This is a genomic window from Rhizobium sp. AG855, assembly GCF_003610655.1.
Taxonomy (GTDB): domain Bacteria; phylum Pseudomonadota; class Alphaproteobacteria; order Rhizobiales; family Rhizobiaceae; genus Allorhizobium; species Allorhizobium wuzhouense.
In genome coordinates, this window is the sequence record NZ_RAQG01000003.1 from 2,742,400 (window position 1) to 2,767,782 (window position 25,383).

20 protein-coding genes are annotated in these 25,383 nt (G+C 63.1%); 5 read left to right on the plus strand and 15 right to left on the minus strand.

Features of this window, described 5'->3' with window-relative positions; translation table 11 throughout:
- Positions 1-326: 326 nt before the first annotated feature.
- The 5 genes from DFO46_RS13690 to DFO46_RS13710 all read right to left on the minus strand — a co-directional run bounded on the left by DFO46_RS13690 (position 327) and on the right by DFO46_RS13710 (position 6,983).
- On the minus strand, positions 327-1,499 hold the full coding sequence (locus DFO46_RS13690; protein WP_110789741.1) for a cell wall hydrolase: 1,173 nt from the start codon (positions 1,497-1,499) through the stop codon (positions 327-329).
- 179 nt (positions 1,500-1,678) lie between these two features.
- Positions 1,679-3,580: a potassium transporter Kup gene (locus tag DFO46_RS13695; RefSeq protein ID WP_120277674.1), complete on the minus strand. Its 1,902-nt coding sequence runs from the start codon at positions 3,578-3,580 to the stop codon at positions 1,679-1,681.
- 15 nt (positions 3,581-3,595) lie between these two features.
- The gene (locus tag DFO46_RS13700) at positions 3,596-4,573 is read right to left on the minus strand and encodes a magnesium transporter CorA family protein (RefSeq protein ID WP_110789743.1); all 978 of its coding nucleotides are present in this window, start codon (positions 4,571-4,573) and stop codon (positions 3,596-3,598) included.
- Positions 4,574-4,723: 150 nt separating this feature from the next.
- Positions 4,724-5,878, minus strand: coding sequence for an iron-sulfur cluster carrier protein ApbC (gene apbC, locus DFO46_RS13705; protein WP_120277675.1), 1,155 nt, complete (start codon positions 5,876-5,878; stop codon positions 4,724-4,726).
- Positions 5,879-6,245: 367 nt separating this feature from the next.
- Entirely contained in the window at positions 6,246-6,983 is a 738-nt protein-coding gene (locus tag DFO46_RS13710; RefSeq protein WP_120277676.1) for an autoinducer binding domain-containing protein, read from the minus strand.
- Between the two features lie 393 nt (positions 6,984-7,376).
- On the opposite strand from DFO46_RS13710, the gene DFO46_RS13715 reads away from it, so the two are divergent.
- Positions 7,377-8,216: an SMP-30/gluconolactonase/LRE family protein gene (locus tag DFO46_RS13715; protein ID WP_120278256.1), complete on the plus strand. Its 840-nt coding sequence runs from the start codon at positions 7,377-7,379 to the stop codon at positions 8,214-8,216.
- Between the two features lie 282 nt (positions 8,217-8,498).
- On the plus strand, positions 8,499-9,149 hold the full coding sequence (locus DFO46_RS13720) for a PRC-barrel domain-containing protein (RefSeq protein WP_110789746.1): 651 nt from the start codon (positions 8,499-8,501) through the stop codon (positions 9,147-9,149).
- A gap of 68 nt (positions 9,150-9,217) precedes the next feature.
- Here DFO46_RS13720 and DFO46_RS13725 read toward each other — a convergent pair whose 3' ends face one another.
- Entirely contained in the window at positions 9,218-11,260 is a 2,043-nt protein-coding gene (locus tag DFO46_RS13725) for an NADH:flavin oxidoreductase (protein WP_120277677.1), read from the minus strand.
- Positions 11,261-11,277: 17 nt separating this feature from the next.
- The gene (locus DFO46_RS13730) at positions 11,278-12,819 is read right to left on the minus strand and encodes a trimethylamine methyltransferase family protein (RefSeq protein ID WP_110789748.1); all 1,542 of its coding nucleotides are present in this window, start codon (positions 12,817-12,819) and stop codon (positions 11,278-11,280) included.
- 88 nt (positions 12,820-12,907) lie between these two features.
- Between DFO46_RS13730 and DFO46_RS13735 the strand changes: the two genes are divergently transcribed.
- On the plus strand, positions 12,908-13,810 hold the full coding sequence (locus DFO46_RS13735; protein ID WP_120277678.1) for a LysR substrate-binding domain-containing protein: 903 nt from the start codon (positions 12,908-12,910) through the stop codon (positions 13,808-13,810).
- Between the two features lie 12 nt (positions 13,811-13,822).
- On the opposite strand, the gene DFO46_RS13740 is transcribed toward DFO46_RS13735, so the two are convergent.
- Both DFO46_RS13740 and DFO46_RS13745 read right to left on the minus strand, forming a co-directional pair.
- On the minus strand, positions 13,823-15,184 hold the full coding sequence (locus tag DFO46_RS13740; protein ID WP_110789750.1) for an EAL domain-containing protein: 1,362 nt from the start codon (positions 15,182-15,184) through the stop codon (positions 13,823-13,825).
- 105 nt (positions 15,185-15,289) lie between these two features.
- A complete protein-coding gene (locus tag DFO46_RS13745; protein WP_183041898.1) occupies positions 15,290-16,996 on the minus strand; it encodes a response regulator in 1,707 nt (568 codons plus the stop codon).
- 278 nt (positions 16,997-17,274) lie between these two features.
- Between DFO46_RS13745 and mutL the strand changes: the two genes are divergently transcribed.
- On the plus strand, positions 17,275-19,134 hold the full coding sequence (gene mutL / locus DFO46_RS13750; RefSeq protein WP_120277679.1) for a DNA mismatch repair endonuclease MutL: 1,860 nt from the start codon (positions 17,275-17,277) through the stop codon (positions 19,132-19,134).
- 85 nt (positions 19,135-19,219) lie between these two features.
- Complete coding sequence (locus DFO46_RS13755) at positions 19,220-19,450, plus strand: DUF2093 domain-containing protein (RefSeq protein ID WP_110789752.1); 231 nt, start codon at positions 19,220-19,222, stop codon at positions 19,448-19,450.
- On the opposite strand, the gene lpxK is transcribed toward DFO46_RS13755, so the two are convergent.
- From lpxK to DFO46_RS13785, 6 genes are all read right to left on the minus strand, one after another.
- Positions 19,447-20,487, minus strand: a complete 1,041-nt coding sequence (gene lpxK / locus DFO46_RS13760) for a tetraacyldisaccharide 4'-kinase (RefSeq protein ID WP_120277680.1) — start codon at positions 20,485-20,487, stop codon at positions 19,447-19,449. The two genes, DFO46_RS13755 and lpxK, sit on opposite strands and share 4 nt — an antisense overlap.
- Positions 20,488-20,598: 111 nt before the next feature.
- Positions 20,599-21,306, minus strand: coding sequence for an HAD family hydrolase (locus DFO46_RS13765; RefSeq protein ID WP_110789754.1), 708 nt, complete (start codon positions 21,304-21,306; stop codon positions 20,599-20,601).
- Positions 21,307-21,340: 34 nt separating this feature from the next.
- A complete protein-coding gene (gene waaA, locus DFO46_RS13770; protein WP_183041938.1) occupies positions 21,341-22,660 on the minus strand; it encodes a lipid IV(A) 3-deoxy-D-manno-octulosonic acid transferase in 1,320 nt (439 codons plus the stop codon).
- A gap of 159 nt (positions 22,661-22,819) precedes the next feature.
- On the minus strand, positions 22,820-23,056 hold the full coding sequence (locus tag DFO46_RS13775) for a DUF4170 domain-containing protein (protein WP_110789756.1): 237 nt from the start codon (positions 23,054-23,056) through the stop codon (positions 22,820-22,822).
- A 63-nt stretch (positions 23,057-23,119) separates the two neighbouring features.
- The gene (locus tag DFO46_RS13780; RefSeq protein ID WP_120277682.1) at positions 23,120-23,941 is read right to left on the minus strand and encodes a 3'(2'),5'-bisphosphate nucleotidase CysQ; all 822 of its coding nucleotides are present in this window, start codon (positions 23,939-23,941) and stop codon (positions 23,120-23,122) included.
- Positions 23,928-25,274, minus strand: coding sequence for a TldD/PmbA family protein (locus tag DFO46_RS13785; protein ID WP_120277683.1), 1,347 nt, complete (start codon positions 25,272-25,274; stop codon positions 23,928-23,930). Before DFO46_RS13785 ends, DFO46_RS13780 begins: the two co-directional genes overlap by 14 nt.
- Positions 25,275-25,383 lie beyond the last annotated feature (109 nt).

The following is a 25,383-nucleotide window of genomic DNA, read 5'->3' on the forward strand; positions in this document are numbered from 1 at the left end:
TAGAAAGGGCAACTTACACGACAAATTAACCCATAAAAATCATTGACTTAACCGTACTGCGGCGTTTCCGGCCAAATGACATCGGGCAAATCGTGTCACTTGGCCGCGGCGGACGGCCAGAATCCCTCCACCGGCAGGCGGGCGGAGTCGGGTCGAAGTCCGGCCATCCGAGGGCCTCGCCTTCGATGCATCCGGTGATGCTGGACGAGCGTTCCAGCCTCCCGACACAAGGGGCGACATGGTATGATCGTCAGACAGATAGAAGGCTTGGTCAGACGGTGCCTTGGCTCGGGGGTCCCTAGACCTTGGCGCCTGTGCACATCCCGTCAGCTCCAGCCACCGCCATAGGTGCGGTAGAAGATGTGTTTGCCGATCTTTTCCACCCGCTTCATCGTCGGGCCCCAGGCCGGGCGGACATAGGTGGCGTGGTAATGGGTGGCGGAGCCGACATCCTTGAACCAGATCTTGCCGGCCGTCACCGCCATGGCGATGTCCTTGGCGATCTTCCAGTGGCGCGGAGATGTGACGATGTCGGGGATGCGGTCACAGGCGAAGGAGAACTGGCAGCGATTGCGCCAGTCTTCGTTCTGATACACGACGCCGCAAATGCTGTCGGGATAATGCGGATTGCGCACGCGGTTGAGGATGACCTGGGCGACGGCGGCCTGCCCTTTCACCGATTCTCCACGGGCCTCGAAATAGATGCCCTCGGCGAGGCACTTCTGTTCCTTGGCGGAAAAGACGGTCGCTGGAAGCGGCGTTGCAGCCCAGGCATGATCCTGCGGACCGATCTCCGGGATGAAGCGTCCGGCGTTTTCGTCCTTTTCGGTCAGGATCGAATCGAAGGGGGAAACGCTGGCATAGTCCGGGGCGGGCGGTGCATAAGCCGTGGCCAGCACATCCGGCGTGGTGTTGGTGACGAGATCGGCGATCATGGACGGGACGGCGGGATCCACGACCGGTGTCTCGCGCTTGAAGTAGAAGCTCGCAAGTTCAACCGGCTTTGTCTTCTTGTCCTTCGGCGCAAAGGCCGCCGGAGCATTGACCTCAGGATCGAGAAGAAAGCTGGTGCGCTGGAGGATCGAGCCGGCGGAAAAGGCGCGCGGCGGCAGCATGGGCTCGACGGCGACCACCCTGCCCTTCTTCAGGTCACGGGTCACACGCATTTCATCAGGCAGCGCATCGGGATCGGCCTTGCCGCCATCGAAGGCGATGCGGCGACCATCGGGAAGCACCAGACCGGCCCCGGCCTGCAGGCCTTCCGACTGTTCGCCTGGGAAAGAGAGGCTCGCCTCGTGGATGGAGCCGGCCGGCGAGGCCGTCAGCACCATGCGCCAGTTGCTGGCGCCGCGGTCGAGACCTGCCAACATGCCTGCCATATCGGCCTGGGCGGCGACGCTTGGGAAGATCAGCCAGGATGCGAGGCCGAACACCAGGGGAGAGGCCCAGGTCTCCAGACGAGACAGGGCCTTCTTCGAAGGACGGAACGAGAGACGCAAGGCCAAACTCCAAGGCTACGCGGACCCAACGGGAACTACATTAGCAAACTATCTCTCGTTAACCTTGATGGACAGTTAACGGCGGATACCAAGGAGACGGAGCAGACGCGGCTCGGGCGCAAAAAAGCCGCCGGGTTGCCCCGACGGCCTGATGTCTCTTTGCAGCAACCAAAGGCCGATCAGATGATCACGTGCGAGCCAAGTTCGACCACGCGATTGGCCGGCAGGCGGAAGTAATCCGAGGGGTCGGCGGCCAGATCAGCCAACGCGATATAGAGCCGGTCCTGCCAGTGCGGCATGCCCATGGACTTGCCCGGCACCAGCTTGCGGCGGCCGAGATAGAAGGAGGTCGACATGATGTCGAACTTCAGACCGCCGCGACGCAGGCTCGCCAGTGTCTTCGAGACGTTCTGGGTTTCCATGAAACCGAAGCGGATTTCGACGCGCGAGAAGCGATCCGACAGTTCCTCGACCTCGAAACGCTGGTCATCCGAGACGCGCGGACGACCGAGCGTGCGGATCGTCAGGATGATGTTGCGCTCGTGGATGACGTGATTGTGTTTGAGGTTGTGCATGAGGGCGGCGGGTGCACGCGTGGGATCGCTCGTGAGGAAGATCGCGGTTCCCGAAACACAGGCCGGGCCGTGATCACCCTTCTTTTCGATCATGCCGATGAAGGATTCGAGGGGAATGTCATCGCGACGGGTTTTCTGGAAGATGATCGCGGTACCGCGCCGCCAGGTCCACATGACGATGGTGAAGCCAGCGGCGAAAAGCACCGGAATGTAACCGCCGTCATGGATCTTCAGAAGATTTGCGCCGAGGAAGACGAGTTCCAGCACCAGCAGAGGCGTCAATACGGCCACGGCAAGTGCGGCACTCCACTGCCACTTCTTCCGGACGAATTCGAAGGCCATGATCGTGGTCACGACCATCGCTCCGGTGACCGAGATCCCGTAGGCGGTGGCGAGGCCTTCCGAACTCTGGAAGAGCAGGACCAATGCAATCACACCGAAAAGCAGCAGCGTGTTGACCGAGGGCAGATAGATCTGGCCGGTCTGCGTCTCGGATGTGAACAGGATCTGCATGCGCGGCAGGAAGCCGAGATGGATGGCCTGGCGGACCAGAGAGAAGGCGCCGGTGATGACGGCCTGGCTGGCGATGATCGTCGCGCAAGTCGCGAGGATGACGATCGGCAGCAGTGCCCAGGACGGAAACATCAGGAAGAAGGGATCGGAGGCGGTTTCCGGATGCTGCAGGACCATGGCCCCCTGGCCGAGATAATTCAGCACCAGGGAGGGAAACACCAGCATGAACCAGGCCCACTGGATCGGACGGCGGCCAAAGTGGCCGAGGTCGGCATAAAGGGCTTCCGCACCCGTGACCGTCAGGAAGACGGCACCAAGAACGACCACGCCGAGAAAGCCTTCGCGCAGCAGGAAGCTCACCGCGTACCAGGGATTGAAAGCGGCAACGATGCCCGGATCGTCAAAAATGTGGCCGATGCCTCCGGCTGCCATGACGAGGAACCAGACCGCGGTGATCGGGCCGAAATAGCGGGCGACCGCACCAGTCCCGCGCGATTGCACGGTGAACAGGCCGACAAGAATGACGATAGAGATGGGCAGGACAAATTCGCCCATGCTGGGCGCCACGAGCTTCAGGCCTTCGACCGCCGAGAGGACGGACAATGCCGGCGTGATCATGGAATCGCCGAGAAAGAGGGCTGCGCCGATGAGGCCGAGCACCATCAGGATCTTGCCGTGACCATTGGCGGTCTTCGACAGAAGTGCCAGAAGCGAGAGTGTGCCGCCTTCGCCGTCATTGTCGGCGCGCAGCAGAAACAGGACGTATTTGAGCGTCACGATGATCGTCAGCGCCCAGATCATCAGAGAAATGAGGCCGATGACCTCGACACGGGTGATGCCGTCGTGGCCGATCGGCTTCAATGCCTCGCGAAAGGCGTAGAGCGGGCTCGTACCGATATCGCCATAGACGACGCCGACGGAGCCAAGCGCGAGCAATAGCAGGCTTCGCGCACCCTTGGGGCCAGTCTCGGACTGGTTGTCACTGTGTTGCATGGGACTACAGGCTCGTCAGAGCCAGCCTTTCCAACGGAAAAACAAAAAGGGTATCACTGCCGATATCAACATGGCGACCAGCGCCATGGGATAACCGAAGCCCCATTCGAGCTCCGGCATGAGGCGGAAGTTCATGCCGTAGATCGACGCGACGAGCGTGGGCGGCAGGAAAACCACGGACGCGATCGAGAAGATCTTGATGATGGCATTTTGCTCGACACTGATCAGGCCGAGCGAGGCGTCGAGCATGAATGTGATGTTGTTGCCGACAAAGGCCGCATGCTCGCCCAGCGACTGAATGTCGCGGGCAACGATGCCGCAGAGTTCAGTCGCCAGCGCATCCGAACGAACGACCGACTGGGAGCTCAGAAAGGTCACCAGGCGGGAGAGCGAAACAAGGCTGTCGCGCACCTTGCTGACCAGTTGGTGATGGGCAGCGATGTCGAGCAGCTTGTCCTCAAGAAAGCGCGGCGGTCGGCGCTTGGCAGCCTTTCGATCCACGAAGACGGAGACCGACAGCGTGTCCAGGCGGACGGCCAGGGTTTCGAGAATCTCGGCCGTGCGATCGGCAACCGTTTCCAGCAGGCTGCCAAGCAGGGTTGCGCCGGACTTGCACTGGTCGTTGAGCCGCAGGAGGCTCGCGCTGAACAGGGCGAAGGATTTTGGCTCGGCATAGCGGATGGTAATCAGCCTGTTGTCATGCAGGATGAAGGCAATATCGGTCAGCTGTGGCAGGGCCGTATCGGCCTTGTAGATCAGCGAGGCGGTCATATAGACCGCTTCGTTCTCGACATAGAGCCGGCTGGACGGTTCGATGTCCTTCAACTCCTCACGCGTCGGCAGCGGAATGCCGATCGCATGCTCGACAGCATGCTCTTCTTCGACGCTCGGGCTTACGAGGTCGATCCAGATGATGTCGGAAGAAATATGGTCTTTGGCAGCGTCGGGGCCGAATGTTACGGCGCTTCCGTCTGTTCTATAGGCCCTGATCAAGGACAGGTCGCTCTCATGGCACGCCTCGGGTGACTTTGGCCGGACACAATCACAGTCTGCTGATAAAGCCAAGATGATTCATACAGACCGAATTGCAGGTTTTGCACAGCAGCTGCGCAAAAACGACGCATCACCGCCACGTTTCAGGCTTCACTCGAACACAATGGCCGGTGCCGTGCGGCCGGAACGGGCCTTCACTTCTGCCCAGACTTTTTCGGCAATCGACAGATAGACGGCTGTCTGCGGGCTCTCCGGTTCAGCGACCACGACGGGGGTGCCGTCGTCGGAATGCTCACGGATGGAAATGGTCAGCGGCACTTCGCCGAGGAAGGGCACGCCGATTTTCTCCGCCTCCTTGCGGGCGCCGCCATGGCCGAAGATATCGTAGCGATTGCCGGTATCCGGCGCGATGAAGTAGCTCATGTTCTCGACGATGCCGAGCACCGGCACCTCGACCTTGTTGAACATGTTGAGACCCTTGCGGGCGTCGATCAGGGCCAGATCCTGCGGTGTGGAGACGATGACCGCGCCGGACAGCGGCACCTGCTGGGCCATGGTGAGCTGGGCATCGCCCGTGCCCGGCGGCATGTCGACGACGAGCACGTCGAGATCACCCCAGGCGACTTCGCGCAGCATCTGCATCAGAGCGGACTGGACCATCGGGCCGCGCCAGATCATCGCCGTACCTTCGTCGACCAAAAAGCCCATCGACATGACCTTGATGCCGAAATTCTCCATGGGCACGATGATGCGGTTTTCGATCTGCTGCGGGCGGCCGGTGATCCCGAGCAGTCGCGGCATGGACGGGCCGTAGACATCGGCGTCGAGGATGCCGACACGCAGACCATTGGCCTTCAGCGCCAAAGCGAGATTGACGGCCGTCGTGGACTTGCCGACGCCACCCTTGCCGGAGGCGACGGCAATGATCGCCTCGATGCCGGGAACACCGGCCTTCGAACGCTGGGTGCCCGAAGGGGCCGGCGCGTGACTGTGACCATGGGAATGCGCCGGGGCACCCGCCTGCGGACGCGGCGGCGGGGGTGCAGACCCCTGCTTGCGCTCCGCCGTCAGGCTGACCACGGCGCCCTTGACGCCGGGCAGTGCCTTCACGGTGCGCTCTGCTGCCTGGCGCAAGGGCTCCAGTTCCTGGGCGCGTTCTGCGGGAACGTTGATCGAGAAATAGACCTTGCCATCCGAAATGAAGATGTCGGAGACCATCTTCATTTCGACGATGCTGCGATCAAGGTCCGGGCCGCGGACGCGACCGAGCGCTTCCAGAACCGTATCGCGCGTCAAATCGGCCATCGTCTTCCTCTTTCCGCTTCACTGTGTTGCCGAACCAATAATGGAGTGCTGCGGCTTCGCCAACCGCAAATGCAGCGAGCCGCTGCGACAGATTTTCGGGAACGAAGAAACGACCACAAAAAAGGAAAGCCGCCTGCAGGGGGATGAGCTCCCTGCGGCGGCTTGTCCTTGCAGCACCCTTTACGGGCGGCTTGCAGCGTCCCCTCTGGACTGACACTTGAAATGCAGGAAGCGTGCCAATCCGAATAGAGGAGTTCTGCGCCGGATTTACCGGCAAATCAGGGCAAAGAACCGGTAAACTGCGAGGGGATCTGCCAGCAAACTAGGCTCGTCTCGCAAATCCGCCCAAAAAAGCGACAGGTCCGACCTACTTGATCAGACCAAGCCGAAGCGCCTTGGCGACCGCCTGGGTGCGGTTGACCGCATCGAGCTTCTTGGTCGCCCGATTAAGGTAGTGGTTGATCGTGTGCTCCGACAGCGTCAGAATCTCCGCGATTTCGACACTGGTCTTCCCGGCCGCCGTCCAGTTGAGGCAGTCCAGTTCGCGTTCGGTCAGCATGTCGCTGTTGCGGCTGTCCATCTCCCGGATTTCGGCCAGGCGGTTGAAGACATGGACCGACAGATAGGTCAGTTCCATCATCTCCGTTGTCGTGAACGGCTCACGGTCGCCGTTGAAGGAGACGGCCCCGCGGGCACCGCTTGCGTCATGCACCGGGAAATAGGCGCCGCGATTCATCCGGAAGCGGCAGAAAAGCGACTTCGCCACCTCGGTCGAGCGCGGATCGCGAACGAAGCTGGTATCATCCATGTCATAGCGGAACGGGATCGATGCGCGGCGCAGATGGGCAAGGACCGGGCTGTCGGACAGCAGGGAGACCTGGTCGAACTCGGTCAGAAGGTCGGAGGGCCAGTTGGTGATGATCGAACTGCTGCTGAGGTCCCTCGCCGTCGGCCCCGGCATGTTGAGCACCATGAAGCAGCGCGCACCGAACGCTTCCGTGGCCCGCTTCATGAAGCGAAACACGTCGAATTGGGTCTTGAACGTCTTGACCTCGGTCACGAGGCCTTCGATGCGTTCAAACGTGGGCGGATCCAGATCTGTCATGAGCGCGTTTTCTTCACGGCCGGTTCGCCATCAAGAGGAATCCAAACTTGATCGATGAATACGTCAACTGTTTTCCAAACCTACGGTTGTTCGAGCGCCGGTGGGAGGCATCATCCACGATTTGATCCGCAAGCGCCAATCCCATTCCTGGGTACCTGGACACCGTATCGAAAAGAACCCCGGGAGAGCAGAAGTGAGCATCCACGCGAATCTCGACCCCTTAAGGTTATAAACCATAGACTTCTAAAGGCGGGAGGGTCCAGAGAGACCCTGTATTTTACCGTAAACCCCTGTCAGAAATCGGCTAATGGCGACAGATTCACACAGTCCAACGAGGAGAAGAACGTGATCCCGACTAAAAGCTTCAAGGGTAAGGTATTGGTGGCCGAGCAGATGGAACTGGGAGAAGGCCCGACCTACGACCCGCTGAGCGGCTCGCTGTTCTGGTTCGACATCCTGGGCAAGACCCTGTGCGAGCTGACCGTCGAGACCGGCGCCCTCGTCAAACACGACCTGCCCTTCCTCGGCAGCGTGCTCGCCGTGATCGACAAGGATCGCCAGCTGATCGCTTCGGACCAGGGGCTTTTCCTGCGCGAGCGCTCTTCCGGCGTGTTGAAACCGTTTGCCAAGATCGAAGCCGACAAGCCGCAGAACCGCTCGAATGACGGGCGCGTGCATCCAAGCGGCGCATTGTGGATCGGCACGATGAGCAAGACGGCCGACACCGGTGCCGGCGCGATCTATCACGTGGCCGGGACGCAGGTGACGAAGCTGTTCGAGGCGGTCAGCATTCCGAACGGCATCTGCTTCTCGCCGGATGGCGCGGTCGGCTATTTCAACGATTCCAAGGTCAACCACATGATGCGCGTCGACCTCAACCCGGCAACAGGCATGCCGACAGGTGCGCCGCGCGTCTTCATCGACCAGTCGGCGCGCAATGGGGTGATCGACGGATCGGTGGTCGACCTCGAAGGCACGATCTGGAATTCCAATTGGGATGGCGGTGCCGTCGACCGTTATGCCCCGGACGGAAGCCAGATCGGACGCTTCGAGATCCCGACCCGTCGTCCGACCTGCCCCGCCTTCTTCGGCCCAGGCTTCGACCGACTGGCAGTCACCTCCTGCTGGGAAGGGCTGAGCGATGCCGAACGGCAGACAGATGTGCATGCCGGATCGCTGTTCGAACTGGGGCTTCCGGTCCAGGGCAAGCCAGAGCCTGTCTTCAAGCTTTGATCCTCCATGGCCGGCGTGCTCCAGCGCGCGCCGGCCGCGACTTACAGGCCAAGGCGCACTACGGGCTTTCCCAACCCAGGCCCGGCCCGGCCCGGCCCGACCCGACCCGACCCGGAGGCGCCGCGAAACCGCCAAGTCTCTGATTTGTTCCGCATAACAGGCAAAAATAAAGCCGGGAACGAAGCCGCCTCCCAGGCATTTTCCTCTCGAACCGACGCGGCCCAGGCAGTTTTCGCCAAGCCTCGCCAGTCACCAGTTATCTCAGAGGAAAGGTAGCCCACCATGAAAAAGACCCTTACCACGATCGCCGCCGCCATGCTGCTCGGCTCCACTGCCATGGCACCGGTCGCTTTCGCCCAGGACGCCACGGGCACGACCACGACCACTCCTCCGGCCGCCACCGAAATGGCACCGGCAACACCTGACGCCACTGGCGGCGCTGCCACCACCATGGCGCCGAACACGACTGCGGACGCCGCCGGCTCTGCCACCTACCTGACGGAACAGGCTGAAAACCAGATTTCGGTCAACGACTTCATGGGTCAGGCGATCTACACCGCCGACAACCAGTCGATCGGCAACATCAACGACCTGCTGGTGCAGAATGATGGCGGCGTTGTGGCTGCAGTCGTCGGCGTCGGTGGCTTCCTCGGGATCGGCGAAAAGAATGTCGCAATCCCGTTCGACAAGATCACCATCACCCGCGAAACCGCGACGGGCGACGCAGCTGATGCGGCTGCCGATGGCGACACCAAGGCTGAAGTCGTTGCCGAAGCCGAAGTGCGCCTGACGACGACCGAGACGGCTGACAGCCTGAAGAACGCGCCTGAGTTCAAGACCCTGGATGATCAGGCTGCCGACGCAAGCAGCACCACCGGCACGGGCATGACGACGACCGACGGCACCACCACCTCGTCGACGGACAACAACTAATCCCGGAACGAGCTTCGTGCTCCAGGTCCTGATGGGCGGCGCTTCGGCGCCGCCTTTTCATGTTTGGGTTACAGCAGGCTGCAATAGCGCAGCGCATCATAGATCGCGGCGTGGATGTTTCGGCTCTCGATCGCATCGCCGATGCGCAGCAGATCGAAGCCTGCCGTCTCGTCCTTGAGCGGCAGCGGATCCTGACGGGCGATGAGGGCGGTGTAATCGACGGCCCCTCGATTGCGGGAGAGCGGCTTCAGTTCCAGATAGAGATCGGCATTGGCCATGGTGCCATGTTCGACCACCACCTGGGCGACCCGCCGTTCGACCTTCACATCCGAGAAATCGGAGCCGAGCGTGGCGACGAGACCATTGCCCTCGCGGCGAACGCCTGACAGCCTTGTGTTGATGGTGACGCGGACATTCTTCTCGGCAAAGGTTTTTGCATAGGGCACGTGGTTCATGCCGCCCATTTCAGGGGCGAAGAAGCGTTCGGGCGAGACCACTTCGAGTTCTGCGCCCGCATGGGCAATCACTTCCGCAGCGCTCATGCCGGGATGACCGCCATTGTCGTCGAAAAGCAGGACCGGGCCTTCCGGCTTCACGGCGCCCGCCAGGATGTCCCAGCTCGATATCACCAGATCCTCGCCCTCTTCCAGTTCCGGCGATTGCGCGATGCCACCGGTTGCGATCACCACGAGATCCGGTTGATGGGCGAGTACGTCGTCAGCACCGGCATAGGTGTCGTAGTGGATCGTGACGCCGAGGCGGTCGAGTTCGGCGAGACGCCAGTCGACGATGCCGACCATTTCCTTTCGGCGCGGGTTGCGCGTCATCAGGTTGACCTGACCGCCGGCCTTGCCCGACGCCTCGAGAACATCGACCCTGTGCCCCCGCTCGGCAAGCACGCGGGCGGCTTCGAGTCCGGCCGGGCCTGCCCCGACGACGACCGCCTTGCGGGACTTCGCCGCCTTCGGAAGTTCATGCGGGACCAGCGCCTCGCGGCTGGTCGCGGCATTGTGGATGCACAGCGCCTCGCCGCCTTCGTAAATGCGATCAAGACAATAGGTGGCGCCGACGCAGGGCCGGATCTCGGCTTCGCGGCCCTCGATGATCTTCCGGACGATATGCGGATCAGCGATATGGGCGCGGGTCATGCCGACCATGTCGAGCTTGCCTTCGGCGATCGCATGACGGGCGGTCGCGACATCGGCGATGCGGGCGGCATGGAAAACGGGGAATTTGGTCGCGGCGCGCACGTCTCCGGCAAAATCGAGATGCGGCGAGGCAGCCATGCCCTGGATGGGGATGACGTTGTTGAGGGAGGCGTCGTGTTCGATATGGCCTCGGATAATGTTGAGGAAGTCGATCTTTCCGCCGCCGGCAAAACGTTTGGCGATCTCAACGCCCTCGTCACGGCTGAGGCCCTTGTTCCAATCCTCATCGGCGACCATGCGGATGCCGACGATGAATTCCGGGCCGACGGCCTTGCGGACGGCATCGATCACCATGGTGGAGAAGCGCATGCGGTTGTCGAGGGAGCCACCGAATTCGTCATCACGACGGTTGGTCGCTGGCGACCAAAAGCTGTCCATCAGGTGGCCATAGGCTTCGAACTCGATGCCATCGAGGCCGGCATCCTGCATGCGGGCGGCGGCGGTCGCATAATCTGCAACGATGCGCTCGATGTCCCAGTCCTCGATCTCCTTGGGGAAATGGCGGTGGGCCGGCTCGCGAATCGGCGATGGCGCGAGCACCGGCAGCCAGTCGCCCTTGTTCCAGTTGGTCCGGCGGCCGAGATGGGTGAGCTGGATCATCACGGCGCAGCCATGCTCGTGACAGTCATCGGTCAACCACTTCAGATGCGGGACGATCTCGTCCTTCCAGGCCAAGAGATTTCCGAAAGCGGGTGGGCTGTCGCGGCTGACGCTGGCGGAACCGGCCGTCATGGTAAGCGCGATGCCGCCCTTCGCCTTTTCGACATGATAGAGCCGGTATCGCTCGGTCGGCATGCCGGCTTCCGAATAGGCCGGTTCATGCGCCGTCGACATGATGCGGTTCTTCAACGTGAGGTGTTTCAGCTGGAAGGGCTGGAGGAGCGGGTCCCGGCTCTCAGTCATGCGTCATTGCGTCCTATTCAGTACCAGGCATCCGGCTTGGCGCGCTTCGTGCGTTCCACATAATCAAGGAGCGCTTCGTCGGTGGCGATGTCCAAAGGCGGCGCTTCGTATTCGGCGAGCGTCTTTTTCCAGCGCGCATTGGCCCGCGTCGCCATGTCTGTCGAGCCGGCTTCCGACCATTTCTCGAAGGGTTCATTGTCGGAGAGCGCCGAATCCCAGAACGCGGTCTGGTAATTGCGCATGGTATGGGCGCAGCCTAGGAAATGGCTGCCGGGGCCGACCTCCTCGAAGGCATCCATGGCGAGCGTGTTGTCGTCGACCACGACGCCGGCGAGGTAGGAGTGGAGGGCACCGCAGAAGTCGGTGTCCATCACGAACTTCTCATAGGACATGGCGAGCAGGCCATCGACGAAGCCGGCCGAATGCAGGATGAAATTGGCGCCGCAATGCACGGCAGACAGCATCGACATGACGCCCTCCTGCATGGCCTGGGCATCCGGCAGTTTGGAATTGGAGAAATTGCCGGCGCAGCGGAGCGGCAGCTTCAGGCGGCGGGCGAGCTGACCGATGACCATGGAGCCGATGGCGGGTTCCGGCGTGCCGAAGGTTGGCGAGCCGGAGCGGAGTGACATGGAGGAGAGGAAGTTGCCGAAGATAACTGGCGCGCCACGGCGTTCCAGCTGGGTGAGCGCGCAGCCGGCCATGGTTTCGGCCAGCGACTGGGCGATGGCACCGGCCGAGGTGACCGGGCCCATGGCGCCGCCCAGAATGAAGGGCACGATGACGGCGGCCTGGTTGGCGCGGGCATAGGCGCGCAAGGCCTTGGTCATGGTGCCATCCCAGACGAGCGGCGAGTTGACGTTGACATTGCCGAGGATGACGCAGTTTTGGTCGACGAAGTCGGCGCCGAAGAGGATGCGGGCCATCTCGATCGACTCTTCCGCGCGCTCCTCTGCCGTGACCGAACCCATGAAGGCGCGGTCGGAATATTTGATATGGCTGTAGACCATGTCGAGATGGCGCTTGTTCACGGGCACGTCGACCGGCTCGCAGATCGTGCCGCCGGAGTGATGCAGATAAGGCGAGGACTGGCCGAGCTTGATGAGGTTGCGGAAGTCCTCGATCGTGCCGTAGCGACGCCCCTTGTCGAGATCCATGACGAAGGGCGAGCCATAAGCCGGCGAGAAGACCACGGCACTGCCGCCGATCTCGACATTGTTCGCAGGATTGCGGGCGTGCTGGGTGAAGACCGGCGGGGCTGACGCCAGGATCTCGCGCAGCATGCCCTTGGGAAAGCGGACGCGCAGGCCGTCGATCTCGGCACCGGCCTTGCGCCAGAGCTCCAGCGCTGCCGGGTCATCGCGGAATTCGATGCCGATTTCGGCGAGGATGCGATCCGCCACGGCCTCGATCCGTTGCAGGTTCTCCTCGGACAGGATGTCGTAGGTTGGAATGTTTCGGCGGATGAAGGGGACCTTCAGGCCCGCCTGCGAACCGGCGCTGCGTCGCACCGGTCTGTTCTTTCTGCCACCCGTCTGTTCCGCTGTTACGCTGTCCATCGCCCTGCCCTCGCTTTTTTCGCAGGCTAGAGCAGCACAAGTTGCCTGTGACGCTGGAAAAATCCTCGCGATGCAATAAGCTGAACTTATGACACCCTATCGGCACCTGATCCCGTCGGCCAATGCGCTCATCGTCTTCGAGGCGGCCGGGCGGCACGAGAATTTTACCCGCGCGGCGGCTGAGCTCGGCATGTCGCAGGTCGCGGTCTCCTATGCCATTCGCGGGCTGGAGCAGCAGCTTGGGGTCGCGCTGTTCGAACGCCAGCATCGGGCGGCGCGGCTGACGGAGGTGGGCGAACGCTTTCACGCGGATGTTTCGGCCGGTTTGTCGCGCATTGGCCGGGCGGCGGAGGATATTCGCAGCAAGGGGCGGGAAGTGAATGTCACGCTCGCCGCCTCCACGGCCTTTGCCTCGATGTGGATGCTGCCGCGGCTGACGGCCTTGCGGGAAGACCTGCCGGATATCGACTTGCGCATCCAGACCAGTGTGCGGGATCTCGACCTTGAGGAAGAGGCAATCCCGCTCGGCGTGCGCGGTGGCAAGGCGGAAGACTGGCCGCATTACCATTCCGCGCTCCTGGCGCCCGAGGTCATCACGGCGGTGGCAAGCCCGGCTTTCGTCGAGGCGCATGGCATGCCTGAAACACCCCAAGCGCTCACGCGCCATCCGCTGATCTGGCTGGAAGAGCCGGTGCGCCAGGCCTGCAGTTGGCCCGAATGGTTCTCATCGGCCGGCATCGACTACAAGCCGGCCAGCCGGCGCCTCGCAATCAACGACTACGTGCTCGTCATCCAGGCGGTGCTGGCCGGCCAGGGGATCGCGCTTGGCTGGACGCATCTGGTGCGGCAGCTTGTCGCGCAGGGACAACTGGTGGGGGTGGGCGGACACGCCCTTCGCACGGAGCTTGCCTTTCACGTCGTCTGGCCACGGTCGCGTGACCTCAGCGGTGCGGCGACGCGCGTGCGCAACTGGCTGCTCGATCACGCGTGATAGGACAGGGGCTTACGCCGAGATGCGATCCACGAGGGCGAATTCGTGGTGATGTTCGGCGAGATAACGCAGGGTCGCGGCGGCATCGGCGGGGCGGCCGAAGTGATACCCCTGCCCCATGCCGCAGCCGAGATCACGCAGCTTCTGCGCCTCGGCTTCCGTCTCGATGCCTTCGGCGACCACTTCCAGATCCAGCCCCTCGCACATGGTGATGATGGCCTTGATGATGTGTTCGGAGGTGCGGTCGGTGGTGATGGCGGAGACGAAGGCGCGGTCGATCTTCACCTTGTCGAAGGTGAAGTCACGCAGGCGCCCGAGGCTCGACTGACCCGTGCCGAAATCGTCAAGCGAGATGCGGATGCCGGCGTCCTTCAGGTCCTTGATGATGCGGCGCGCGGTATCGGCCGACGTCATCACGGCGGTTTCGGTGATTTCCATCTCCAGCCGGCGCGGGTCGAAGCCGACGCTGTTGAGGATCGACAGCGTGTTGTGCGAGGTGCGCAGATCCATCAGCTGGACGGACGAAAGATTGAACGAGAGGAAGAGGTCGCGCGGCCAGGCGAGCGTTGCTTCGGCGGCCTTGCGCAGCAGGGTCTCCGACAGCGTGTCGATGAAGCCACGCTCCTCGGCGAGCGGCACGAAGACGGCGGGCGAGACGAAGCCGAGATCGGGATCGATCCAGCGGGCGAGCGCTTCGAAGCCGACGACGCGGTTGTCGCGCAGGCGCACGATCGGCTGGAAATGCACGTCGACCGTGTCGTTGATGATGGCGTTGCGCAGGGCCTGCTCAAGCTGCGTCGCGCGCTTCATCTCCTGGGCGATCTCGCGCGAATAGACGGTGATCTGGCCGCGGCCACGACGCTTGGACCGGTAGAGTGCGGTCTCCGCACTCTTCATCAGCTCTTCGAATTCCTCGCCGGCGAAGGGATAGACGGCAAAGCCCAGCGACGCCGAGAGGCGCACGTTGCGGTCACCGAGATCGTAAGGGGCGGAGAGCACGTCCTTGATCAACTGGCCGGCGCGTTCGGCCCCGGTGCGCTCGAAGACCAGCGGCAGGACTATGGCAAACTCGTCGCCATCGTGGCGGGTGACGGTGGCGCCATCGGGCACGCAGGCTTTGAGGCGATGGGCGACCTGGCAGAGGATTTCGTCGCCCGAGGCCTGGCCGAAGAGATCATTGATCGGCTTGAAGCCGTCGAGGTTGACGATGCCGACAGTGAAGGGGGCAGGATCGGAGGCGCGATCGGCAGCGAGTTGGCGGATCTTGTCTGCAAGGCGGTTGCGGTTGCCCAATCCGGTCAAATGATCGGTGTAGGCCAAGCGCTGAAGCTCTTTCTGGTTGTGCTGCTCAAGGGCAGTGCCAGCGGGACCCATTCATTCTTCCTGCTACGGTTCCTTCCACAGCCGGGATAATGGATCCAAAGCATTAATATAATAATAGCAACGGGCACTTGCGGGAGGGCGGCCGCCTGGCGCAAGTCAGCCGGTCGTCGCGCGAGCCACCTGCGGGACGAGGCGCATCAGAGCCTGTTCGACGACATCGGGGCTCAGTGGCTTCAAAATGACGTCATTCATGCCGGAGGCATAACAAGCCTCCCGGTCGCGGTCGAAGGCCTGGGCGAGCACGCCGATGATCGGAGTTCCCTCCGCCTGGTCACCGGCGGCTTCGCGAATGCGCCGGGCCGCCTCGAAGCCGTTGATGCCGGGAAGCGTCACGTCCATCAGGATGACAGCCGGATTGAGTTCGGCCCAGAGCCTCACGACCTCCTCGCCGTGGTCGCAGATCTGATAGGAATAGCCGAGACCTTCGAGGATCTGCGAAAAGACGATCTGGTTGATCTCGTTGTCCTCGGCCACGAGAACCAGCGAGGATACGGGCTGTGGAGCCGGCGAATGCGGTTCCGGCACCTCCGGCGCAGCCAGGTCATGATCGGTGCTGATTTCCCAGTCATCGACAGGTTCCGGCCGTCTCCTCAGGTCTGCCAAACGCTCGAGCACGATGAAGGCGAGTTCAGCGGCGACGTCGTTTTCGGCGATGCTGGCATAGTCGACTTCGGCCGCCTGGAGGACTTGCAGACATCTCGGATCGGCATGGGTGTCGACGATCGCGAGATCGATTGTGACGCGGACGGAACGGGCGGCGTCGAGAAAGGCCTGCAGTTCGTCCTCGCCGCGCACACAGCAGCTGTCGAGGCCGAGAAGTTCGAGAATGTCGAGAGCGGCGGCCTCGAACCGCCGATCGCCCGAAACGATGAGCGCCTTGCGGCCCGCGAGGCTGCGGTCGGGTCGGATCGGCCTTGCAGACGGTGCAGGCGGAGATGGTTCGGCAGCGGACGGGATGGCAACGACGGGAACCGTGCCGATAGCCCCCACTTCCCCGAGGCTTGCCACGACGAAGTAACGGCCCGGCTTGCCGACGCGCTGGACGTGGACGAGGATCGGACGCGGCGGGTCGCCGTAGAGACGCATGGACTGGGTGATCGACGCCGTCAGTCCGCTCTCCAGGACGTCGCGCGAGACAGCTTGAAGCCTCGCTGCGAGCTCGGCATCGAAAACGCGACGAAGGTCGGCACCGAGCGCATTGTCGGCCCCGATCGATAGCGCCGAGCAGAAGACCTTGTTGACCGCGACCAGTTGCAGATTGCGGTCCTGGACGAACACCGGGTGGCCGAGGTTGTCGAGGATCTCCTCGGTGATCTGCACGCGTTCAACATCGGCGCGCCACTGCTCCTCGCGACGCTTCTGCTCGCTGATGTCGGTCATGATGCAGAAGCCGTAACCGGACGGGAGGCGACGCTTGGAAAAGCGCGTCCAGCGTTTGCCGTCCTCGCTGACCTGGGCCTCGTAGCGCTCTTTCCAGTTGGTGGCGATCTGGCGCGTCAGCCATTCGTCACGGCTGAGTGCCGTATCGGGTTCGCCAGCGCGCAGGCCGAGATCGTAAGCCGCACCCAGGAGATGACGCAGGCGATTGCCCCGGTGGAAATGTTCTAAGGGCAGCGGCAGGAAGGTGGTGACCGATCGGCTGGCAAAAATCAGCTCGTCATTGCGGTCGTAGATCAGGAAAGCCGCCTGGAAGGCATCGGACACCGCATCCATCAGCGCAAGGTCGAGCGAGGCCTCGGGCAATGGCGCATCCGGACCCTGGTGTCCCTTTCTGTCGCCGGGGGCCGGTGGATACTCGCTCACACTGCTGCCTCTAAGACCATTGCCGCTGATGCGACAAGCCTGAATTCCTGCTGAAGATAGGCGCTGAACATGCCGATCGTGCTTGATGTGGCAAGGAGTGTGGCAAAGGACACACCGGCTGTGTCCTTCTTCCTCTGGTCCGCAGACCCGCCGAGAAACATCTCAAGTCATTGGTCAAACTAGAATCATTCCGTTAAAACCGGCTTAATGATGGGGGCAGTCAGAACGGACGGCGATTTGGCCTTTCCCGCAGGCGGCGAATCCCGGAAAATGGCTCCATGATCATCAAGCAGCTTTCAGAGACCCTGATCAACCAGATCGCCGCCGGCGAGGTCATCGAACGACCCGCCAGTGCCGCGAAGGAATTGATCGAAAACGCGATCGACGCAGGCGCGACGCGCATCGAGGTGGCAACGGCCGGCGGTGGCAAAACGCTGCTGCGCGTCATCGACAACGGCTCGGGCATGGGGCCGGACGACCTGTCGCTCGCCATCCGCCGTCATTGCACCTCGAAGCTCAGCGATACGCTGTTCGATATCCGCTCGCTCGGCTTTCGCGGCGAAGCGCTGCCCTCGATCGGTTCAGTCGCCAAACTCACCATCACCAGCCGGCCGCAGGGGGCCGGCAGCGGGGCCGAAATCACCGTCACCGGCGGCAAGGTCGGTGATGTCAGACCCGCAGCAGCCAATCCAGGCACGACCGTCGAAGTGCGCGACCTGTTCTTCGCGACGCCGGCTCGTCTGAAATTCATGAAGACGGAGAAGGCGGAGGCCGGCGCGATTACCGAGATCGTCAAGCGCATGGCAATCGCGTTTCCGGCGATCCGCTTCGTGCTTTCGGGCACCGATCGCTCGCTCCTGGAATTTCCGGCGACCGGCGACGACCATCTGGCGCGCATTGCCCAGGTGCTGGGCGCCGACTTCAAGGACAATGCGATCGAACTCGATGCCGAGCGCGAGGATGTGCGGTTGACCGGCTTTGCCGGCGTGCCGACCTTCAACCGGGGCAATTCCGCGCATCAATATGCCTTCGTCAATGGTCGCCCGGTTCAGGACAAGCAGATCCTGTCTGCCATCCGTGGCGCCTATGCCGAGACCATTCCGCAGGGGCGCTATCCTGTGGCTGTCCTGTCGCTGGCACTCGATCCGGCTTTGGTCGACGTCAACGTACATCCGGCGAAGTCCGACGTGCGGTTCCGCGATCCCGGTCTGGTGCGCGGGCTGATCGTGGGCGCGATCCGGCAATCGCTGCAAAGAGAGGGCGACCGGGCATCGACGACGGGAGCCGGAGGCATGCTCCGCGCGTTTCGCCCCGGTTTCAGCCCGCAACCGGCACAAGCCTGGTCGGCGGACGCCTCGCCCAGCCGGCCGCTGCATGGCGGATCCTCCGGTTTTGGCGGCGGGTTCGGCGGTGGTGTCGGCTCAGGCGCGGCTGCGGCCTCGGTCGCACGCGGATTTGGCGAAGTGGCTCAGGCCGCTTTCGACAGCCTCTCCGTTCCGACAGCCCGCAGCGAGCCCGTTGCCGCGCAGCCGGCCGGTCAGGTCGAGGCAATCGCCAGCTATCCGCTGGGTGCTGCGCGCGCGCAGGTGCATGCGAACTACATTGTTGCCCAGACGTCCGACGGTCTCGTCATTGTCGACCAGCACGCCGCGCATGAGCGGCTGGTGTTCGAACAGATGCGCAAGGCGCTGACAGGTCGGCGGCTGCCGTCGCAGGGTCTGCTGATCCCCGAAATCGTCGACCTGCCGGAAGAGGATTGCGACCGGCTGATGACCCATGCGGAGGGCCTGGAGCAGTTGGGGCTCGCCATCGAGCGCTTTGGCCCCGGTGCGATTGCCGTGCGCGAAACGCCCGCCATGCTGGGTGAAATGGACACGGCCGGCCTGGTGCGCGATCTCGCCGACGAAATCGCGGAATGGGACACCGCCGACCGGCTGAACGCCAAACTGGAGCACGTCGCCGCGACCATGGCCTGCCACGGCTCGGTGCGCTCCGGTCGGCAGTTGCGGGTCGAGGAGATGAATGCCCTTCTGAGGCAGATGGAGCAGACACCGGGATCGGGCCAGTGCAATCACGGCCGGCCCACCTATGTCGAACTGAAGCTTTCGGATATAGAGCGCCTGTTCGGCCGAAGCTGATCGCAGGACGAAGCCAAAAGACCCTTTAAAAGGCACGGAGGTCGCTGTATTGCAGGTCCGTGACACGCGGCGCAGGAGAAGAGTGATGAACCGTTTTGAAGGCGGCGGCAACCGCGAGGCCAAGATCCGCTATCTCGATGCCGATTTCCAGATTCTCACTCCGGGCACTTTCGTGACCTGCGCAATCAGCGGCCGGCCCGTGCTGGTCGACGAGCTGCGCTACTGGAGTGTCGCCCGGCAGGAAGCCTATGCCGATGCTGCGGCTTCGCTCGAAGCCGAAAAGCGCGCGGGCGCCCTTCCCAACCAGAAACGCTAGCTCTCGATCGCCGCCACCAGCCTGCGGCGACGGCAATTGGCGATGGCAGCCTCGATGATCAGATCGGGCGCCTTGGGGTCGTCGAAGACCATGTTGACATCCACCACATGCGACAGTTCGGCGAGTTCGCCGCTGCGGCCGTGACCGCCTGCCAGGCGGACGTGATCCTTGGTCGTCGTGACCAGTTGCAAGCCCTGCCGCGCGGCTCGCTCGATCAGGTCGGCGATCTCGTCCTCGGCGAGATGATGGTGGTCGGGGAAACCCTGGCGATCGACAATGAGCGCGCCCATCTGTTCAATCGTCCGGTAGAACTTCGTCGGATCGGCAATGCCGGCATAGGCAAGCACCGACTTACCCTTCAAGGCATCCCGCTCTGCCGGCAGGACCTCGGCGACCATGACCGGCTTGCCGGACCGAGCGGCCTGGCGGACGAGACGATCGGCGGCGTCGCCCTTTCCGACCTTCAGGATCGCGTCGAGGTGGCTCATCTGGACGCCGATCGGCGCGCGCACCGGGCCTGACGGCACGACCCGGCCGTTGCCGACACCCCGAATGCTGTCGATGACGATCAGCGCGTAGTCGACCTTCAGACGGGCACTCTGGAAACCATCGTCCATGATGACGAGGTCGACGCCCTCGGCAACCAGCTTTTCGGCTCCGGGAATGCGACGCCGGGAAATGACGGTGACGGCTTCGCGGGCGAGCAAAAGCGGTTCATCGCCCACTGCGGTCGAGCGGTGATGATGGGGATCAACAACGGTGGTGACATCAAGCGACCCGCCGTAACCGCGGCTGAGGAAGCCCGGTTTCAGGCCCTTGGCCCTGGCGGCGCGCGCAATCGCGATGGCGGTCGGGGTCTTGCCGGCACCGCCGACAGTAAAATTGCCGACGCAGATCACCGGCACGGGCAGCGCGTGACGGCGGCGGTGGCGCATCAGGGCGGCTGCGACCCGGCCATAGACGAAGGAGACCGGAGCGAGGCAACGCGCCTGCCAGCCGATCGACGTCCACCAAAAGGGCGGTGCCTCTGAAACCATCCTCATCCCTGCCTTGGCCGCGGGCTGCTCGCCTGCGTCCTTATGCGCGCAACAAGAACCATCGCGGCAAGAAATGGTCAAGCACCTGCAATCCGAAAGGGTCTTTGAAGATCAGCCGAGAACGGTTTCGAGCTCAGTGATATCCGAAAGCACGGCATCGGCATGCCGGGTCAGCGTCTCGCGCGAACCGGTGCCGGAGAGCACGCCGACCTTGAGACCGGCGCCGGCATTGATGCCCATATGCAGATCGTGATTGTTGTCTCCGACGACGGCGACTTCCGCGGGGGCAAGGCCGGTGGCCGCGCAGAAACCGAGCACCATGCCGGCCTGCGGCTTGCTGCCATGACCGCTGTCGTAGCCGGCAATAAAGTCGAGATAAGGCAGGATGCCGAAGCGTTCGGCGGCGATGCGGATCGAGCGCTCATTGTCGCTCGAGGCGATGCCGAGGCGCAGGCCTCGCCCGTGGAGGCGGGCAAACAGCGGCTCAAGGTCGGTGATCGGCACGGACAGCCTCGCGGCCTCGGCAAAACAATCGTCGATCCTCGGGACAAGCGTTTCGAGCGGCACGGCAGCCCCGGCGGCGATCATGCCCTCGGCGATCTCCTGCGTATTGCCTGATGCAAAGAGGCTGTCGGGCACGATGGCACCGGTAACGGGATCCATGCCACAGGCCAATAAAAGTCGGTCGGCAAGGTCCTGATCTTCGTCTGCGGCGATCAGGGCGACCTTGCGGTTGACCGGCCCCCAGCTCGCATCGAAATCAAGCAGCGTGCCGTCCTTGTCGAACAGGATGCCGGCGATCTTGGCGTTGTCGTTCATGCTGCGTCCTCCGGCTTAATTTTTGCTCTGGCCGTCAGCTCTGGCTTGCGCCGCGCGGCTCGAGCTTGGCCTTGACCGAGAGCGGGCTGATATAGGGCTCAAGCCCCTTCAGCGTCGCGGTCAGAGCGCCCCGCATTTCCTGCACGCTCTCATGACCGGCATCGATCATCTTCAGGCGTGCCACGTCGTTGTTGAGCAGGAAGTGAACCGCCTTGGCCAGCATTTCGGCGTCGCGCACGATGCGGGCCGAACCCTTGCGGACGAGACGCTGGTAGCTCTCACGGAAATTGCTGACATGCGGGCCGGACAGGACGGCACAGCCAAGCAGCGCCGGCTCCAGCGGGTTCTGGCCACCGTCACCGGACAGCGAGCGGCCGACAAAAGCGACTTCAGTCAGGCGAAGATACAGGCCCATTTCGCCGATGGTATCGCCGAGGAAGACATCGGTTTCCGGCGTGATCGCATCGCCCCGGGTGCGGCGAGCAACAACCAGCCCCTTCTCCACCAGCATCGCCTCGATCTCGTCGCTGCGCTCGGGGTGGCGCGGCACCAGCACGGTGAGGAGGCCCGTATGGGCTTTGAGCGCCCGCTGCACCATGGCGGCGATCTTCTCCTCGCCCTCGAAGGTGGAGATGGCGGCCCAGGTCTTGCGTCCGGCGATCTGGCGTCGGTAGAAATCCACAACCGCTTCGTCACAGGGCGGCGCGTCGCTGTCGACCTTGATGTTGCCGGAGACGATCACCGGCCAGGCGCCGAGATCGCGAAACCGCTCGGCATCCACATCCGACTGGGCAATGACCAGCGCCAGTTTGCCGAACAGGGCTTCGGCGACCGACTTGTAACGCTGCCAGCGATCAAAGGAGCGATCGGACATGCGGGCATTGACGAGAATCTGGGGGATATGACGGCGGCGCAATTCCGAAAGTGTCGTCGGCCAGATCTCGGATTCGACACCGATGGCGGCATCCGGCTGCCAGTAGTCGAGGAAGCGGCGCACGGCGGGGCGTACATCGAGCGGCACATATTGGTGGATGACCGTGTCGCCGAGCCGGTTCTCGGCAACGGCGGCCGAGGTGACCGTTCCGGTGGTCAACAGCACGTGGATATCGCGGCGGCGGAGTTCCCGCATCAGCGGAATGACGGCGGTCGTTTCGCCAACGCTTGCGGCATGGATCCAGACGAGTGGCCCGAAGGGACGTTCCAGGCTCGCATGGCCCAGGCGCTCGGCACGACGGCTGCGATCTTCCTTGCCCTTGGCGGCCCGATAGGCGAGCAGCGGCGCGGTCAGCGGGTATGCGGCCGCGCCGAACCAACCATAGGATCGGACCGCGAACGATGCCAGGGCCTCGCTCAACGTCATCGGATCAACCTGCTCATCTTGATCGACAATACCATTTGGCCCTTTCCGGAGGCGGGCAACGCAATATCTGAGAGATGCAAGAAGACTGAGTTCAAAACGTGACCCTTGCGGATCCTCGGGGCGGCGGCTGGGAGGGACCGCCGGGTGCCCGTCCTACTTTTCCGTCGGGTTCAGAAGCCGGTGCATATGAACAATGAAATATCGCATATGTGCATTGTCGACGGTCGCCTGAGCCTTGCCCTTCCAGGCAACGAGGGCGCTGGCGTAATCCGGGAAAATGCCAACGATATCGAGAGCGTCCAGATCGCGGAACTGAACCTCTTCCAGGTTCGACAGTTCACCGCCAAAAACCAGGTGGAGGAGCTGCTTGTTTTCGCTGGAATCCGTCATATTTACCGTCTTTTCCCGTTCGTCATCTGTCGGTCATTCATCTGCGCGATTTCGCCGGAAAGGTCAACTCCGGGAAAGTTGGGTAATATTCTTCAGCAATATCGGAAGAATACTGCCCGAGGCGGCGCACAGGACCGGATGCGTGACCTCGACGCGATTGTAGACGAGCGCCCTGCCCTCAAGATCGGTCAATGCGCCACCGGCGCGCGACAGGATGAGATCGGCGGCGGCCAGATCCCAATCGTGCGCGTTCGGCTTGACCAATGTGCCGTCGATCCGGCCATCGGCGACAAGCGCCAGCCGGTAGGCGAGCGAGGGAATGTGGTCGACGCGGTCGACGCGCGGGCGAAGAGCCCTGTCGATGGCGGCCACCATATCCTGGGCCGAGGCGATCTTCAGTCGGCCCTCCGGCTCCGGCGTCGAAACGGCAATCTCGACGCCGTTGCGCCGCGCGATGCCACCGGCAACGGCGCTGAACTCCTCCTCGAGAGCCGGTGCGACGAGCACGCCCGCAACGGGCGCGCCCTTGTGCACCACGGCGACGCTGACGCACCAGGTCTTCTTGCCGGCAAGGAAAGCGCGCGTGCCGTCGATGGGATCGACGACGAACAGCGTTTCTCGGGCGAGCCTGTCCGGATCATCGTCCGTCTCTTCCGAGAGCCAGCCATAGCCGGGCCGGGCCGCGCGCAGCATCTGTTCGAGCACGCGGTTGGCGGCGTAATCGGCGGCGCTGACGGGCGACATGCCTTCGTTCTTCCACCAGACTTCGGGCGACTGGCCGAAATGCGACAGCGCCACCTTGCCGGCCTCGCGGGCAGCTTGCGTGATCAGGGCGAGATCGGCAGTCCAGTCCACCGGCTGATCCCTGCCGTCAGAGCCCGGCAAGGGTCATGCCCTCGATGGCGAGTGTCGGAGAGGCCACGCCGAACTTGCGGTCGATGTCGTCGGCGACCGTGATCCGCATGAACATGTCCTTGAGATTGGACGCGATGGTGATCTCGGAGACCGGATAGGTCAGTTCGCCGTTCTCGATCCAGTAGCCGCTTGCACCCCGGCTGTATTCCCCGGTGATCATGTCGACGCCCTGGCCGATCATGTCGGTGACGTAGAGGCCCGTGCCGACACCACGGATCAGGTCTTGCGGCGACAGGTTGCCGGGTTCGAGCGCGAGATTGGTCGAGGATGGCGAGACGGCGGTGCCGCCACGCACGCCACGACCATTCGTCTTGAGGCCGAGTTCTCTCGCCACCGAGGAGGAGAGGAACCAGTGCTTCAACACGCCGTCCTCGATCATGGTCAGGGGCTGGCCGGCAATGCCTTCGCCGTCGAACGGCCGCGAGGAGGACCCGCGAACCTTCAACGGATCGTCGGTGATGTTGAGGCCTGATTTCAGAACCTGCTGGCCCATGCGGTCGCGCAGGAAGGAGGTCTTGCGGGCAACCGACGCGCCATTGATGGTGCCGGCGATCGTGCCGACGAAACCGCGCGCCACGCGCGGGTCGAAGACAACGGTGAGATTGGATGCCGTCGGGACTTGGCGCGGGTTCAGCCTGCGGATGGCGCGCTCTGCGGCGCGGCGCCCGATTTCTTCCGGGCTGTCGAGCTCGGCGAAATAGAGGCGGCTGTCGAAATCGTGGTCGCGCTCCATCTTGGTTCCCTCGCCGGCGATGACGCCGACGGAGCGGGAGAAACGCGAGCCGGCATAACTGCCGGAAAAGCCATGCGAGGTGACCAGGACCAGGCCGCCCATGCCGGCAGAGGCGCCGGCGCCGAGCGAATTGCTGACGCCCGGCACAGACCGTGCGGCCTCTTCCATGGCAAGCGCGCTTTCGCGCAGGCTGTCGCTGGAAACCTCGGTCGGATCGTAGAGTTCCAGATCGGCGATATCACGGGCGAGATCGCTCTCGTCAGCGAGGCCGGCGAACGGATCTTCCGGCGAGACTTTGGCCATGGCGACCGCACGTTCGGCCAGCGCCGTCAGGTCGAAGCCCGGATTGGCCGAGACACTGGCCACCTGGCGACCGATGAAGACTCGCAGCGAAAAATCGTCGCTTTCGGAGGCTTCCGTCGACTCGACCTTGCCGAGACGGACGCTGACGCCCTTGGAGCGCGAGCGGACGACAACAGCATCCGCCTTCTCCGCGCCTGCCTTCAGGGCCAGTTGGACCAGTTGTTCGGCACGTTCGAGGAGATTGGCGGAATCAATTTCATGGGGCATGGCTTGGCCTTTCCTTCCCGCTCCATTTATTGTGCCTTAGAAAGGGCATCAAGTGCGGTTCGGGCTTTTCCCGTTCACGAGCCCGACATAGTTCCAGTCCCATTCTTGT